The sequence below is a fragment of the Streptomyces capoamus genome, from assembly GCF_014654935.1.
Classification (GTDB): domain Bacteria; phylum Actinomycetota; class Actinomycetes; order Streptomycetales; family Streptomycetaceae; genus Streptomyces; species Streptomyces capoamus.
In genome coordinates this window covers 352,119-366,900 of the sequence record NZ_BNBF01000003.1, presented here as the reverse complement: position 1 = coordinate 366,900, position 14,782 = coordinate 352,119, and the positions used below count along the sequence as shown (strand labels likewise).

Below are 14,782 nucleotides of genomic sequence, written 5' to 3'. Positions count from 1 at the left end.
CCCGGTCCGGGGCGGCGCACCGGACCGTCGCCGGCCACGAGGTGACCGGTGCTCATACGGTGGCCATCGCGTTGCCGATGTAGTTCGGCAGCTTGACGAGCCGCTGCCACAGGTCGTCGAGACTGACCGGATAGCGTTCCCGGTAGCGCCGTGTCACCGCCTCCACCTCGGCCCATGTGGCCGGCGCCGTACCGCCGTTGTAGTCGGCCGCCAGTTCGTCGTAGAGCGGGGTGCCGGGGCGCAGGAAGAGCTGGTTCAGCCCGAAGTATCCCGGCAGTGAGGCGGCCCAGTCGACCACTTCGCCGCTCAGGCAGGCCGGGTCGCCGGGCAGGCCCAGCAGGATGAACGCGAACGGGGTGATGCCGGCCGTGGAGAGCCGGCGGATCGCCGCGTCGATCTTCTCCGCCGGGACGCGCTTGCCGACGCCGGTCTCCGCGACGGCCGGCGACTCCGCGCCCAGCCACATGCCGTTGCATCCCGCGGCGGCCCACAGGTCCACGTCCTGGCGCAGGACCACCTCCGCCCGGCTCTGCCCGCTCCAGCCCAGGCCGCCTCCGGCGAGCCGGGTGCACAGCTCCTTGTAGAAGGTCGGGTGCAGACCGAAGACGTAGTCGAGGAAGAACAGCGAGTCCACGCCGCGTTCGCGCATCGCCGCGATCTCCGCGAGCGTGCGCTCCACGGGCTCGGGGCGCATCCGCGTGCCGAACGGCAGATGGCAGAAGGTGCAGCCGTAGGTGCAGCCGCGGACGCCCAGCACCATGCCGCACGGCCCGCGTCTGACCCGCCCGCCGGTGAACGTCTCGGCCGTGTAGGCGGTCAGGTCCAGCAGGTCGTAGGCGGGCAGGGGCGCCCCGTCGAAGTCCAGCGGCGGATACGTCCCGCTGAGTGGCAGCTCGCCCAGCACCGGCCTGCCGCTCAGCAGGTCCCGTACGCCGTGCACCGCCGCCGCGTCCGCCTCACCGCGCGCCACGTGGTCCACGCCCAGCTCGCGCAGCGTGGCCGTGGGCAGTTGGGTGGCGTGCGGGCCGACGGCGAGGACGGTGGCCTCCGGCCAGGTGCGCCGCACCTGTTCCACGGCGGTGCGCACCGGGCCCAGGTCGAGGGGGTAGCACTGGGCGCGGTCCGCGATCGCGGTCACGACGACGGCCACGTCGACCGCGTCGACGCGGGGTGCCTCGTCGCTCAGGCGACGGTCCCAGACGACGACGTCCGCCCCGTCCCCTCTCAGCAGAGCGGCCGCGTTGGCCACGTCCAGGGGAAGTTGCAGGAAGTCACGCTCGAACTCGTCGTCGGCGACGACGAAACTCACACGGGTCATGCCGGCTCCGGGGTCATGGGGGTGGGTGGGACGGGTGACGTCTCGGGGGTGGCCGCGACCTGTGTGACGGCGCCGGTGCGCGCCGCCTCGTACACGGCGAGCACCGTCCGCAGGGCCCTGCGGCCCTCCTCGCCGTCGACGGCGGGGGGCCGGCCCTCGGCGACCGCGTCACAGAGGTCGAGGAGTTGCTCGCCGTGCGGTGAGGGGAGCAGGCCGCTGGCATCCCGTTGCTCGGCGACCGGGGCCGGACGGCGCTCGGCGGCCTGGTTGCCCGCGCCGTAGGAACCGTAGGCGGACGTGTCGGCCTCGGGTCCGGCGGCGTGGAAATAGGTGAGTTCGTCGTTGTCGATCACGGCGCTTCCCCGGTCGCCGTGCACCGTCAGGCGCGTGGTGCGCCCGGGGTACGCCGCGGTCGTCGCCAGCAGGGACGTCAGGGCGCCGTTGGCATGCCGCAGGCTCGCGGTGACGACGTCCTCGACCTCGATGCCGTGGTGCCCCTTGAGGGCGGTGTGCGCGGCGACCTCGACGACCGGGCCCATCAGCCACTGGACGAGGTCGACGGCGTGCACCCCTTGGTTGAGGAGCGCGCCCCCTCCGTCCAGGGCCCGGGTGCCGCGCCAGTCCCCCGAGTCGTAGTAGGACTGGCCGCGCCACAGGGGGACTTCGACGAGCCCGGACGTCAGCGTCCCGAACTCCCCGGCGTCAAGGGCGGACCGCAGCATGCGGGAGGCGGGGTCGAAGCGGCGCTGGCTGATGACGGCCAGGGCGCGTCCGGCCTGTCGTGCGCCGGCGATCAGCCGGTCCGCCGCCTCGGCGGTCACCTCGACGGGCTTCTCCACGACGACGTGCTTGCCCGCGGCCAGTGCCCGCAGCCCCAGTTCGGCGTGGAGGCCACTGGGGGTGCAGACGCTGATGACATCGATATCAGAGCGGTCGAGCAGGGCGGCGACGTCCGTCGCCTCGCTGCCGGTCTCCTCGGCCAGCCGTCGCGCGCGCTCGGGCGAGGGCGACGCGACGGCGACGAGTCGCGCCCGTTCCGCGAGCGGTGCGTAGCCGCTGAGCACCCGGGCGTGCAGGCCGCCGATCACACCGCAGCCGATGACGCCGAAGCGGAGCCTGCTCATACGGAGCCCCCGCTCAGCTGTCCGGCCGCGGCGGCGGTCGCACGGGCGTGCCCGAAGCGGCCGGCCAGGGCGCTGATGCGGTGCACGGGCCGCAGGTCGACCGGAGGCAGGGGGAGGTCGCCGAGCAGCCGGGCGACCGCGGTGCGCAGGGCGTTGTCCATGGGGGAATCGTTCACCAGCGTCTCCTGGCAGCCACCGGGGAGCCGGGCCGTCAGCCGGTGGGTGTTGCCGGGCAGCCGGCCACCGTCCGGCAGCGCCACGGGGTCCATCTCCGCCGTGAACAGCGCGGAGCCGACTTCGAGTTGGGCGAGTCGCCGCCGGCCGCCGGTGGACTGGCCGAAGGGACGGACCCAGTCGGGCACGCCGGTGTCCTCCGGCGCGTCGCCGACGACCGACGAGTACAGTTCCAGCTCCACGCCGTCCGCCACCACGGCGCGTTCCCGGGCGGCCGTGACGAAGTAGTCCTCGTGCACGACGCCGCGTACGTCCTGGACCGGGCTCTCGACATAGTCACGGTACGTGTCGGGCGGCAGCAGCCGGCTCGCCACCGCCAGCATGTGCGGCCACTCGTAGCCGAAGACGCCGTGGTCGCGGTCGACGAACCGGCCCGCCTCCATGTCGGCCCGCCGGTCCTTGCTGAAGGCGACGCGCACCGCCGTCACCGGCTGGTCCGGCAGGTGGTGGCGCCTCAGGTCGTCCAGCAGACGCAGCGCGTGGGCGTGCAGGTACTGGTTCATCACGACCACGCGCGCCCCGGGATGCCGCTGCAGCAGATCCAGGAGACGGGGCACGTCCTGTGCCCGGCAGACCGGTTTCTCCATGATGACGCGGGCTCGCGGGTCGCGCTTCAGGACCTCTGCCAGGACGTCGACATGCACCTGGGTGGGTGTACAGAGCGACCACAGGTGCACGGGGCCCGCCGTGTCCCGCACGGTCGCGCTGTGCTCCACGGGCCGGTGGCGGTGGACACCTCGGGGTTCGCCGGACAGGGCCGGGTCCACGGTGCACACGCGCAGACCGGCGGCTTCCAGCAGTCGGTGGTGCAGTTTGCCGGCCACTCCGTAGCCGACGACGCACACGCGGGGCAGGTCACTCATGTGCGTCCCCACCGCCCTCGACGCCGCCCTCGACGCCGCCCTCGACGCCGCCCTCGACGCCGCCTTCGGCCGGCTGGGCCGTGTCGGCGAGATACGTGTCGTAGTACGCGTCGAACAGTCCCGCTTCACGCACCACTTCGTCCACGACGCCGAGGTGGATGCCGGGCGCCAGGTCCGCGGCGGACCGGCACAGGTGCTTGGCGGTGACCAGGGTGGCGGCGCGGTAGGCGTCATAGCCCCGGTTGGGGATGCCCTCGTAGGTGAAGAGGTTCAGGGAGCGGCCGTCGCCGAGGAGGACGGCGGAGCGGCGGCCGGGCAGGGTGTAGCGCACGCCCACGCCGGGGACGTCCGACGCCGTCGTGGCGACGCGACGCTCGCTGAGCAGGCTGAAGTCCCGGGTGGCGAAGCCGGCCAGGAGCACGCCGTCGGGCAGCAGTGGCAGGTCGGCCTCGGTGAGCGCGTCCTCGCCGGTGGTCCCGATGATCAGGAAGGGGCGTATGTGCCGCAGTGCCTCATGGGCCGAGCGGCTGGTGTCGAAGCCCTCCTCGGCGGCGCGTACGAGGGCGAGCGGGTCGGTGTCCACGACCGTGACCCGGCACCCGATCGCGCGCAGGGCCCTCGCGACCCGGGCGCCGAGGGTGCCGAAGCCCAGGGACAGCACCCGTCGGCCCACGAACTTCGCCCCCGGCACGATGGCGCGCAGTCGCCGCACGCACGAGTCGGCGATCTCGTTGTACGCCAGGTGCGTCTTGACCTCGGAACGCGCCATGTTGAGGACGGGCAGGCGCATGTCGGTCGCCGCCGAGATGCGTTTGAGCCCACTGACGGTCAACTCCAGTGCGGCGTCCGGCTGTTCGGTGACCAGGCGCTCGTGCGCGGAGCCGAGGGCGATGATGCCGCCGTCGTCGACCATGAGGACGCGCCGGCCTTCGGCGTGTGCCGCCCGGATGAAGGCGTCCACGTCGGAGCCCACCTCGCGCGCCCGGCGCACTTCCTCGTCGGTGGCGGTGCCGTTGACGACGGAATTGTCGAGGGTGGCGCTGCGGTAGCCCCGAGACAGGAACCACCCGTGCACGCGGTCCCGGCGTAACGTCTTGTCGCCCTTGTCCAGGGCGTAGATCCACTGGGGTGCGAATCCGGCGCGTTCGGCGGCCAGCAGGAAGCCGACGCTGTTCTCCACGTAGTGGTCGCGGAATATCAGCGCCCAGTCGGCGAGCGCGCTGTCCTCGGTGGCGTACCGACGCAGCAGCGGCATCGCCTCCCACAGCGTCGCCACCTCCGCCTCGCTGAAGCCGGCGCCTTCGCTCCGCAGGGCCTCGGCCAGCGCCCGGGCGACCGCGGCCGGCCGCGGATCGTCCGGTCGGACGCTCTCCGTCAGCACGGCCGCGCGCCAGCGCGGGGTCGGCGGATCGCTGTGCTCCAGCGCGTGCGGCGCGGAGTCCGGCTCGGGCGTGAACTGCACCGTGACGAAGCCGGTGCCGGTGTCCACGGTGTGCGCGTAGCCGCCGTCGTCGAGGGCGACCACCTCATGGCCCGCCGGATGCGGTTCCGCCGGGTCCGGCCATCGCCTCAGGCGCAGGCGCAGCAGGGCGTCCGAGGACCAGTGGCCGCTGAGCACGGTGTGGAGCCGTGCGGTGGCGCCCGCTCTCGGCAGTTCGTCGCCGTTCGGGGACGTGCCCATCAGGGCGTTGAACGTCATGTGCACACTCCTTCGTCACCCGCGTCCGGGCAGACGGAATCACGGGTGTCATGATTGGGTGACGGATATGACGGCGAAATGAATTCCTTGAACCTGGAATTCCCTCCGGGGAGCGGATCTCGAGGACGGGGCGGGTGCGGAGAACAGCCGCTCGTACGCCCCTTGCTTCAGGACCGGGTGGATCATGCGCCGTGATCCGCACTGCATGGTCACGACCGAATGCCGCACGTGTCAACCACGGGACTGCACCGATCTCGCGTGCGTTTGGAGAAGGCAATTCAGGTATGTCCGGATGTAAGGGACCGCCGCACCCCGGATTTCACCGCATCGAAGGAACGGAGTGCTCCGCTACGCGAAATGGCCGGTTCTTATTCCCCCTGGCCAGTTCCGACCCGTCACGTGTCACCACAGGGCGATAGGGTGCCGACAGTTCTGGCAGAATCACTATTCGGGAAAAGCAGTCGGCAGCAATCAGCGAACGGTTCCCCTTCTGGGCCCACGCTCGTGTGACGCCATGTCAGGCCGGTGGTTCCGTCCTCCGGGCATGAGGCGCCGGCGGCCATGGTGAAGGATCAAGGCATGACGCGAACAAGCAGGACGAGAGCCGGGTTCGGGATGCTGTCGTGGGCGGTGGTGGCGCTGCTGGCGACGGGATGCGGGACGCAGCGGGCGGACGACCCCGCCGAGGCGTACCGGAGTACGCACCCGACACCTACCGGCATAGCGACACCGAGTACCGCGAAGGACTACCGCTGCCCCGGGGAGAGCTCCCCGCCGACGCCTTCCACGACCGCCACCCCCTCCGGATCGACCGTGCCGCCGACCGACCACTACGCCGAGAACCACGGGTACCGTGACCCCCTGCCGCTGCACGGCAAGAGCCGGTGCGACGGACTCGCCGCCGTCGGGCGCGTCAAGACCGCGCTCGAGCCACTGCGCCGACGCGGTGACTTCGCACCGGACAGCGTCCGGGGCGCCCTCACCGGGCTGGGCTACTCGGCGGACAAGGTGCGGGCGTACCAGGACGGGTCGGCCGGAGTGAACTTCCTCATCGACATCGGCTCCTCTCCCTGGTGCCTGGAGGGCGCGGTGAGCAGGAGTGCCACGACGGCGGACGCCTTCGGTGGCTACCCCGACGGCACCGGATGCGAGCCCCCGAGCGGCGGCCACTGAGCGCAAGCCGCCGCCCGGGTCCGGCCACGGCCGGCGGCTCCTCCCGGACGGCGGCCGGTAGGACGCCTGAGGACACCGGTTCGTCGCGCCGGCTCCCGGCCTAGGAGGACCGGGACTCGCCGGCCGGCGGCTCGGTGTCGTCGTCGCCCTTGGCACGCACCTCGGGCGGGGTCGGCGCGGTGATGTTCCGCTGCTCCGCGGACCGCTCCTTCGTCTGCTCGTCCACCTGCGGGGAGTCGTTCTCCTCTGAGGTACTCATCACTCGATCCCTCTCCACGCGACTGCTTCTGTCTTCCGGAACTCAGGTTCCCCGGGGCGGCCGACCGACGCACCTCGTCATCTGGACTTGTCGGGCGTGTCCCCCATGCGTACGGGCGAACCGAACCTGCCGTTGCAGTGCCGAACCGGTCGTTCCTGCGTCACAATGCGGCAACGCGCCGTCACGGGGGGCGGGCATGGGGGGAAGGCCATGGGGAGAAGGCGTGCGTCCTGGACGGGCGGGGCCGTCGGGGCGGTGATCGCTGCAGTCGTCGTGTGCGGGGTGTCCGCATGTTCGGGCAGGCCTCAGGTCGAGTGCTCCGGAGGCGCGTACGAAGCGGAATGCCATCCCGTGTACTGGCCGCCGACGGGTACGAGGACCGCCACGGTGTCGCCGCCCGCTGCGCCGACGCCGACGGGCCCCTGTCCCTCGGACTGGGGCGAGGTCTGGAAGCGCGTGCACGAGCGGAAGTGGGACCGGGCCTGCCCGCTCCCCGGCTCCTTGACCTCCGCCGTACCGTCCACCCTGCCAGGTCTGCCGGCGGGTGGGACGGACACGGCTCCGTGAGGAGGTCCGGGCGAGGTGGGTGGGCGAGCCACGGCTCAGCTCGGCAGGCCGTCCTCGAGTTCCGCCAGCTCCCGCTCGTTCAGCGTGAGCTCCACGGCCCTGGCGGAGTCGGTGATGGAGGCCGGACGGCTGGCTCCCGGTACCGGGATCACTGCCGGGGAACGGGCGAGCAGCCAGGCCAGGACCACCTGTTGGGGGCTGACGCCGCGCTCGGCGGCGATGCGGTGGAAGGCCGTACCGATGGAGGTGAGGCCGGAGGGGCCGTCGAGGGAACTGCGGGAGATGCCGCCCAGTGGGCTCCAGGGCAGGAAGGCGAGCCCCAGCTGTTCGCTCAGCCGCAGCTCGGGCTCGGTGTCGCGGACGGCGGGCGAGTACTGGTTCTGCACGGAGGCGAGCCCGTCGCCGAGGATCCGATGTGCCTGACGGATCTGGGCGGTGGTGACGTTGGAGATGCCGGCGGCGCGGATCGTGCCGGCGTCGAGCAGCTCACGCAGCGCGCCGACGGATTCCGCCCAGGGCACGGCCGGGTCCGGCTTGTGCAGCTGGTACAGGCCGATCGCTTCGACGCCCAGCCGCTTGGCGGAGGCCTCAGCGGCTTGTTTCAGGTGGGCGGGGGTGCCGGTGACGGTCCAGCTGCCGTCGCCGGGGCGGCCACGGCCACCCTTGGTGGCCACCAGGACGTGGGACGTGTCGCCGCCGTAGCGGGCCAGGGCGCGGGCGATCAGCAGCTCGTTGTGGCCCACCTCGCCGGCGTGCCAGTGGTAGCTGTCGGCGGTGTCCACGAGGGTGACACCGGCGTCCAGGGCGGCGTGGACGGTGGCGATGGCCTGCCTCTCGTCCGGCCGGTGTTCGATGGACAGCGGCATGGCACCCAGGCCGATGGCGCTCACGACGGTGTGGGCGATGGTGCGGTACAGCATGGTGACCTGTCCTCAGTCGGTGGGAGCGGCGGATACGGCGAGGGCTTCGGTGATGGCGCCGGGCAGCCAGTCGGTGGTGCGGGAGAAGGAGAAGCCCAGCGCCTTCGCACGGGCATTGCTCATGGCGTAGTGGCGGTCGAAGGAGAACGGTGAGGCCTCCGCGCCCGCCGGCACGGTCCGGTGGACGGCCTTCCGGCCGGCCTGTGCGGCGACGGCCTCAGCGAGGTCGTGCACATCGAGGGGGCCGTCGGAGCAGGCGTTGACCGGGCCGGTGAAGTCGGCTGCCGTCGCCCACACCAGCAGGTCGGCCAGCTCCTCGTAGTGGATGAAGGCCGTCGGCAGCGCCTTCGCGTGCACGGTGATCTCCTCGCCCCGGGTGATGCGCGCGGCATAGTGCGCCAGCCGGCCGGTGAAGTCCCGCGCGCCGCCGCCGAGGACATGGGCGCTGCGCACGGTGGCGAAGGCGAAGCCGCCGGCGCGGGCGAGCACGGCCTCGGCCTGCCGCTTGCCCTCGGCGTAGTGCGCCTCCAGGTAGGCGTCGTCGTGCCAGGGCAGGTCCAGGGACGCCCGCCAGGCGGCCGGGTCCACGTTCTCCTCCGGCACGGGGGTTCCCGAGGGCACGACCGGCAGGGCGGCGGTCGCGGGGTCGTAGACCTCGATGGTGGAGGTCATGACGTAGCGCCGGGTGCGGCCGGCGAAGGCGCGGGCGGCGATCGCGGCCTGTACCGGGGTGTAGCAGACCTGGTCCACCACGGCGTCGAAGGTGCGGGCGTCGAGCGCGGCCGCCAGGGCGCCCTCGTCGTCGCGGTCCACGACGAGGTGTTCGACGCCGTCGGGCGGCCGGGTGGAGCCGCGGTTGATCACCGTGACCTGGTGGCCCGCGGCCCGCAGCCGCTCCACCAGGAGTTTTCCGAAGTAGCGGCTTCCGCCTACGACGCAGATCCTTTGCATGTCCCCAGCCTGGCTGACCTATCGTCATCAACAGAAGTCCAAACTTGCTCGGTACGCATTAAGGAAAACTGTTGATCGATGTGCAGCGGCTCCGCGTCCTGCGAGCGGTGGCGGAGTACGGCAGCTTCAACCGGGCGGCCGCCGCCCTCCACCTCACCCCCTCGGCCGTCTCCCAGCAGGTGGCCGCCCTGGAACGCAGCGTCGGTGCAGAGGTCGTCGCGCGCAGCACCCGGGGCGTCACCCTCACCCGGGCGGGCCGCATCATGGTCGGCGCCGCCGAATCCGTCGCCGCGGAGCTGGAACACGCGCGACAGCAGGTCGCCGCGCTCGGCACGGGCCGCACCCAGCTCACCGTCGCCACCTTCACCAGCGGCGGCAGACTCCTGCTGCCCGCCGCTTTCACCCGGCTCACAAAAGCCCATCCCGGCACCGTGCTCCACGTCAGGGAGGGCGAACCCGAGGACACCCTTCCCCTCGTCCGGCAAGGCGCCGTGGACCTCGCCCTCGCCTACCGCTTCGACGGCCCGCTCCCCGTCGGGCCGGGCCCCCGCTCCGGCCTGGAGTGGACACCGCTCCTCGAAGACCCCCTGCACGTCGTCCTGCCACTGGGTCACCGGCTCGCCCACCAGACCGCGCTCGACCTCACCGACCTGGCAGCCGAACCCTGGGTGCTCGGCTGCCTGAAGACCGAGGTGTACCTGCGCCGCTTCGCCGAGCAGGCCGGCTTCGATCCCGACATCCGCGGGACCACCACCGACTACTTCTTCGCCCGTTCCCTCGTCGCCGCGGGCATGGGGATCTCCCTGATCCCCTCCATCGCACTCGCCCCCGGGATGCCGGGTCTGAGCACCGTCCCGGTCAAGTCGCCGGGTCCGGTCCGGCACATCGGCGTGGCCACGATCAGCGGCCGTGACCGGCCCCACGTCACGACGCTGATCCAGGCCCTTCGAGAGCAGGCGACGCGGCACGACGGACCTTGAACGGACCTTGAACGGACCTTGATGTGCCAGGGGCCCGCCGAACGCCGACCAGGCACCCTGGGGGCGGCCCCCGGTCGTCTTGTGTCAGCCGCCGGCTGTCAGCCGTCCGACTCCGCCGAAGGGATGTAGGCCCCGGGCACGTCGTTCGGGGCGTAGATCTTCTCCTCACCGGGGTACGGGCGCGTCCAGTTGTGGGTCTGGTACCAGGTGAGGTGGTTCAGCTGAGCCGGATCGGCGTAGTCGGGGATCGCGTGCGGGCCGGTCAGGTGCTGCTGGGACTTCCAGGCGTCCCACGCGGCGGCGAGCGACTTCTTGTCCGCGGGCACCTTCGTCGACGGCACGGCCGCAGCCCGGGGGTCCTGGGCGGCGGGCGTGTCCACGCCGCAGGACGGCGGGGTCTTCAGGCCGTCGGTCAGTGACGTGCGGTTGGGGAGGGAGGTGAACGGCGTGTAGTCGGGGTGCCGGGTGAACGCGCCCCGCATGGGGGTGGCCGCGCTGTCCTTCTGGTTCATCGGGTGGATCCCGAGGATCTGTTCGATGGTGCGGATCATCGTGATCTGCGAGTAGTAGTGGCTGTCGACGGTGCCGTGCCGGGCCCAGGGGCTGATGATCTGGACCGGGGCGCGGTGACCGTCGACGTGGTCCAGGCCGGCCTGGGAGTCGTCCTCGACGACGAAGACCGCCGAGTCCTTCCAGTACGTGCTGTGGGAGATCCTGTCGATGATCCTGCCGGTGGCGAGGTCGTTGTCGGCGACCTGGGCGGCCGGGCTCGCCGGACCACCGGTGTGGTCGCTGGAGAGCCAGAACAGGTTCAGGTCCGCCGGGCCGTTCTTCTCGAAGTCCCGCTTCCAGATCTGGTATCGGTACAGGTCGGGGACGCTGGTGTCGAACTTCGGGAAGCCGGGCACCGAGACGCTGTTGAGCGACGGGATCGGCGAGGAGGAGGCCAACGGATAGGCGGTGTCCTGGCCGGTCGCTTCCATGGTCCTGGCGTCGCAGTACAGGTTCTGCCAGCTGGCGCCGGCCGGCTTGGTCAGGAACTGCTGGAACTCGCCGAAGTCGCGTACGGACTTGCCGGCCGCCTGCGCACCCGTCCACAGGAACCCGGTCTTCTGGTGGCCCAGGGCGTCGTCCTCGGTGTCGTAGCTGCGCTTGTACTCGCCGGCCGAGGACTCGGTGTACTCGGGGTCGTCGGCCTGCATGAGCCAGTTGTGGCCCTCGGCGGAGTTGGTGCCGATGTCGTAGGTGTTGTCGTACAGCCCGAACTGCCTGGCCAGCGCGTGCTGGTTGGGGGTCACGTTCTCGCCGAACTGCGTCAGGGACGGATCGCCGTCAATGCCCTGGTGGACGAGCCGCACCACCAGGTCGTCGAGGTCGGGCACCAGCGCGCGCAGCAGCAGCGCCTCTCCGCCCTGGCGTCCCGCGGCATCGCCGGTCGGGCGGATTCCCGGCGCGGCGGCGGCCAGTCGGCGTGTGCGCTCCGGGTCGGACGTGACCAGCCGGTAGTCGAGTTCACGGTTCCCGGCGGCCAGTTCGCCCAGCGGCCCGGAGAAGACGGTCCGTCCGGTGGCGAGGATGGTGACCTCGGAGCACAGGGCCTCCAGGTCGTCCATCCGGTGGCTGGAGAGCACGACGCTCGTGCCGTCCCGCGCGAGCCGGGTGAGGACACCGTGGACGTGCTTCTTCCCGGCCGGGTCCAGGCCGTTGCAGGGCTCGTCCAGGACGAGCAGCCGCGGCCTGGTGAGCAGGGCCGCGGCGAGGCCGAGCCGTTGGCGCATGCCCAGGGAGAAGCCGCGGGTGCGCTCGTCGGCGACGTCCGTGAGCCCGACCCGGTCGAGTGCGTCGTCGATCTCCGACGACCGCCTGTCGCCACCGCGCAGAGCGGCGAGCGAGGCGAGGTTCTGGCGTGCGGTGAGCGCAGGATAGAGTCCCGGTCCGTCCACGAACCCGGAGACACCGCCGGGTGTCTCGAACCTGCGGCCGACCGGCGTGCCGAGGATGTCGAGGTCTCCGGTGTCGGCCACGGCCAGGCCGAGGAGGAGGCCGAGCAGTGTGGTCTTGCCGGCACCGTTCGGACCGGCCAGGCCGTGGATCCGTCCCTGTGCCACGTCCAGGTCGACGCCGTCGAGCGCGACGACGTCGCCGAAGCACTTCGTGATGCCGCGAGCCCGGACGGCGAGCTGTGGGTCCATGAGCCGGCCCCTTCTTTAGGGAAGCCTCATGGACCCTAGGAAGCCGACACGACTTTGACAGGGAGCACCGGTTGAACGCTCAGGGAACGGAACGCCAAACAGGGGTCAATGGGTTCTCACGCGCATCGGATCGAACGGTGCGCCGGATCGGACGAGGCACTACCGCAGCAGGACGTCGACACCGCGGTCCCTGAAGATCTCCAGGAGCACCTCGAAGAAGGCGTCGGGGTTCCTGTCGTCGCCTGCCAGGCGCGACTTCGCGAGGTCCGAGTGCCGCCACTCCAGGGTGAACGGAGTCATGGCGCCGAAACCACCGCGGAGACAGTCGTCCACGGCTGCGAGGTTCCAGCCGAAGTAGCCACCAGGACCGTTGACGGCCTCGCCCAGGGCGCAGTAGAAGCTGTCGGCATCGACCACCTGCCGACCGTCCAGGGTGAACACCCGGCCTGGTGGAGAGTCCGCGGGGTGGTCGCGGCGCTGGTACTGCCTCGACGCCAACGCTACGGACAACCAGGCTCTGCGCTCCTCCGGGGAGAGGGGGTGCCACATGCCCTTTCGGGTCAGTTCCCCCCTTCGCAGCAGTTCCCACACCCAGGCCGAGCCGGGGAGCAGTTCGTCGCACCACAGCCGCACCGTGACGTCGAGCAGCCCGTCCTCCGCGGGGGAAGGGCCGGCGGCAGTGGCGGTGAGGTCGTTCACGAAGTACGAACCCATCGTCCTGCCCCTGGCGTCGAGGAGGGCGAGATGCGCGTTTCCGGCCCTCGCGCGACGGCCGCCGAGACGGTCCAGGCACGTCAGCAGCGTTCCTCGTGCTGAGCAACCCAGGAGTTCGACCTGGCGAAAACCGTCGTCACCTCCGATGAACAACCCCCTGGCTTCCTGCGCGAAGCCCCAGAAGTCACTCTCATCCTCGTCGCTGGTCAGGGCGTACGTGAACCCTTCCCCAGCACGGTCCGCCACCTCCACAGCACCTCCTGAGCTGAAGAGCGTACAGACGAGGCGTACGTCGGCTCACGCGAGGTCGTGGCTGATCGGCAGTTCCAGTGCCGAGTGCGCGTGGAGCATGATGCGCACCGGGGCGACAGTGGTGGCGTCCAGCGGCGACTCACCCGTGCCGGGATTGCGGACGAAGCGTGGGTGGGCGCCTCCGCTGATCTGCCAGCGTATGCGGTGGCCGGCAGGGAAGCGGTGGGCGGTGGAGCTCATCGGCACGGTCACCTGCGAGGGCGCCGGTTCTGCCTGTTCTGCCTGTTCTGCCTGTTCTGCCTGTTCTGCTTGTTCTGTCTGTTCGGCCGTTCGGAGTCGGGCGAATCCGTCGCAGACGTTGACGGAGCGGCCCTGCGGGTCCACGTCGCACAGGCGGGTGAAGACATCGGCGTGCCCGGTGTCCGTGGAGATGTTCAGTCGTGCGGAGACGGGACCCACGACGTACGCGGGCTCGGTCAGTGGCGGGCCGGTGAACGTCAGGACGTCGTCTCGGGCCTCCAAGGTGGCGTTGTTCCTGGGACCGGCGGTACGGGAGAGCAGCGGGCCGCCCAGGGAGGGGGTGGGGGCCGACGGGTCGTAACGGAACGCCGCCACGGGTGCGGAGTCCACGGGGGCCTGTCGGGTGAGGTACCCGCCGGGGGTGGGGTACCACGAGGTCGGGACCGCGGCCGGTGGCCAGTCGTCGAGATCCCGCCAGGAGTCTTCGCCGCCGATGTGTACGCGCACCGCGGTGGGTCGCAGGCCGGAGGGGTCGTCGTACAGGTGGGTGCGCAGCCACGCGAGGCTTTCGGAGAAGACCTCGGGCCATCCTTGCTGCAGGGCGGACGTGTGGGTCCAGGGACCGACGAGCAGGGCTGTCTCGCATCCGGCCTGGTGCAGCCGGGCGTACTGCTCGAATGTCTGGTCGGCCAGCGCGTCGTGCCATCCGGTGATCAGCGCGGTGGGTACGCGGAGCCGCTCCGCCGGCTCCGCGAGTGACGCGCCGTGCCAGTAGGCGTCCTTGGCGTCCGGGTGCGTCATCACGTCGTCCAGCCAGGGCGGTTCGGCGCCCAGGGCCGGTAGGTGCGCCCCGCGCAGGGGCTGCGCCGTGGTGACGTCGCGCAGGCGTCGCTGCAGGCGCAGCGTCGCCTTGAGGAACGGTGCCATGCCCTGGTGCTGGTAGTGCATGCCCACGCCCACGGCGAGGGCGTTCTCCAGGCGCAGCGCACCGTCCGCGTAGAACAGGCTGTGCGGGTCGTGCAGCCCTACCTGCACCACCATCGCCTTCAGTTCCGGCGGTGGGTCCACGGCGAGGGCCCATTGCACGTAGCCGAGATAACTGGGTCCCACGGTCCCCAGCGTTCCGTTGAACCACGGTTGCTCGCGCAGCCAGGACACCGTGGCCCGGCCGTCGGCGACCTCGTTGCGCCACAGGTCGAACTCCCCGCCCGAGCCCCCGGTCCCGCGGCAGCTCTGCAGGACCACGTGGAAGCCCTGTTCGGCGAAGAGCAGTCCGTACTGGGGTGACCACGGCAG

General features: G+C 71.3%; 11 protein-coding genes and 2 pseudogenes. 2 read left to right on the top strand and 11 right to left on the bottom strand.

What is annotated here, in order from left to right; translation table 11 throughout:
• Positions 1-52 precede the first annotated feature (52 nt).
• The 4 genes from IE312_RS07585 to IE312_RS07570 are packed head-to-tail and all read right to left on the bottom strand — an operon-like array spanning position 53 to position 5,238.
• Entirely contained in the window at positions 53-1,318 is a 1,266-nt protein-coding gene (locus IE312_RS07585) for a B12-binding domain-containing radical SAM protein (protein WP_189979535.1), read from the bottom strand.
• Complete coding sequence (locus IE312_RS07580) at positions 1,315-2,442, bottom strand: Gfo/Idh/MocA family protein (RefSeq protein WP_189979526.1); 1,128 nt, start codon at positions 2,440-2,442, stop codon at positions 1,315-1,317. Before IE312_RS07580 ends, IE312_RS07585 begins: the two co-directional genes overlap by 4 nt.
• Complete coding sequence (locus tag IE312_RS07575) at positions 2,439-3,539, bottom strand: Gfo/Idh/MocA family oxidoreductase (RefSeq protein WP_229899260.1); 1,101 nt, start codon at positions 3,537-3,539, stop codon at positions 2,439-2,441. The genes IE312_RS07580 and IE312_RS07575 overlap by 4 nt, the downstream gene beginning before the upstream one ends.
• Entirely contained in the window at positions 3,532-5,238 is a 1,707-nt protein-coding gene (locus tag IE312_RS07570; protein WP_229899258.1) for a Rossmann-fold NAD(P)-binding domain-containing protein, read from the bottom strand. The genes IE312_RS07575 and IE312_RS07570 overlap by 8 nt, the downstream gene beginning before the upstream one ends.
• A gap of 579 nt (positions 5,239-5,817) precedes the next feature.
• On the opposite strand from IE312_RS07570, the gene IE312_RS07565 reads away from it, so the two are divergent.
• On the top strand, positions 5,818-6,411 hold the full coding sequence (locus tag IE312_RS07565) for a hypothetical protein (protein WP_189979524.1): 594 nt from the start codon (positions 5,818-5,820) through the stop codon (positions 6,409-6,411).
• 100 nt (positions 6,412-6,511) lie between these two features.
• Here IE312_RS07565 and IE312_RS07560 read toward each other — a convergent pair whose 3' ends face one another.
• From IE312_RS07560 to IE312_RS07550, 3 genes are all read right to left on the bottom strand, one after another.
• Positions 6,512-6,670: a hypothetical protein gene (locus IE312_RS07560; protein WP_189979522.1), complete on the bottom strand. Its 159-nt coding sequence runs from the start codon at positions 6,668-6,670 to the stop codon at positions 6,512-6,514.
• Positions 6,671-7,272: 602 nt separating this feature from the next.
• A complete protein-coding gene (locus IE312_RS07555; RefSeq protein WP_189979520.1) occupies positions 7,273-8,157 on the bottom strand; it encodes an aldo/keto reductase in 885 nt (294 codons plus the stop codon).
• Positions 8,158-8,169: 12 nt separating this feature from the next.
• A complete protein-coding gene (locus tag IE312_RS07550; RefSeq protein ID WP_189979518.1) occupies positions 8,170-9,108 on the bottom strand; it encodes an NAD-dependent epimerase/dehydratase family protein in 939 nt (312 codons plus the stop codon).
• A gap of 71 nt (positions 9,109-9,179) precedes the next feature.
• Between IE312_RS07550 and IE312_RS07545 the strand changes: the two genes are divergently transcribed.
• On the top strand, positions 9,180-10,088 hold the full coding sequence (locus IE312_RS07545) for a LysR family transcriptional regulator (protein ID WP_189979516.1): 909 nt from the start codon (positions 9,180-9,182) through the stop codon (positions 10,086-10,088).
• 98 nt (positions 10,089-10,186) lie between these two features.
• Here the strand turns inward: IE312_RS07545 and IE312_RS07540 are convergent.
• From IE312_RS07540 to IE312_RS07525, 4 genes and pseudogenes are all read right to left on the bottom strand, one after another.
• A pseudogene (locus IE312_RS07540) lies at positions 10,187-11,422 on the bottom strand (alkaline phosphatase family protein); the annotation flags it as partial.
• Positions 11,423-12,280 (bottom strand): annotated as a pseudogene (locus IE312_RS07535) (ABC transporter ATP-binding protein); the annotation flags it as partial.
• A 159-nt stretch (positions 12,281-12,439) separates the two neighbouring features.
• On the bottom strand, positions 12,440-12,994 hold the full coding sequence (locus tag IE312_RS07530; protein ID WP_229899256.1) for a barstar family protein: 555 nt from the start codon (positions 12,992-12,994) through the stop codon (positions 12,440-12,442).
• Positions 12,995-13,291: 297 nt separating this feature from the next.
• Positions 13,292-14,782, bottom strand: a 1,491-nt coding sequence (locus tag IE312_RS07525) for a CocE/NonD family hydrolase (RefSeq protein ID WP_229899254.1), incomplete at its 5' end; no start/stop codon positions are given.

Coding starts and splice junctions, on each gene's coding strand:
- IE312_RS07550 (WP_189979518.1), bottom strand. CDS start 9,108: ATGCAAAGGATCTGCGTCGTAGGCGGAAGCCGCTACTTCGGAAAACTC.
- IE312_RS07555 (WP_189979520.1), bottom strand. CDS start 8,157: ATGCTGTACCGCACCATCGCCCACACCGTCGTGAGCGCCATCGGCCTG.
- IE312_RS07565 (WP_189979524.1), top strand. CDS start 5,818: ATGACGCGAACAAGCAGGACGAGAGCCGGGTTCGGGATGCTGTCGTGG.
- IE312_RS07585 (WP_189979535.1), bottom strand. CDS start 1,318: ATGACCCGTGTGAGTTTCGTCGTCGCCGACGACGAGTTCGAGCGTGAC.
- IE312_RS07580 (WP_189979526.1), bottom strand. CDS start 2,442: ATGAGCAGGCTCCGCTTCGGCGTCATCGGCTGCGGTGTGATCGGCGGC.
- IE312_RS07530 (WP_229899256.1), bottom strand. CDS start 12,994: ATGGGTTCGTACTTCGTGAACGACCTCACCGCCACTGCCGCCGGCCCT.
- IE312_RS07575 (WP_229899260.1), bottom strand. CDS start 3,539: ATGAGTGACCTGCCCCGCGTGTGCGTCGTCGGCTACGGAGTGGCCGGC.
- IE312_RS07560 (WP_189979522.1), bottom strand. CDS start 6,670: ATGAGTACCTCAGAGGAGAACGACTCCCCGCAGGTGGACGAGCAGACG.
- IE312_RS07570 (WP_229899258.1), bottom strand. CDS start 5,238: ATGACGTTCAACGCCCTGATGGGCACGTCCCCGAACGGCGACGAACTG.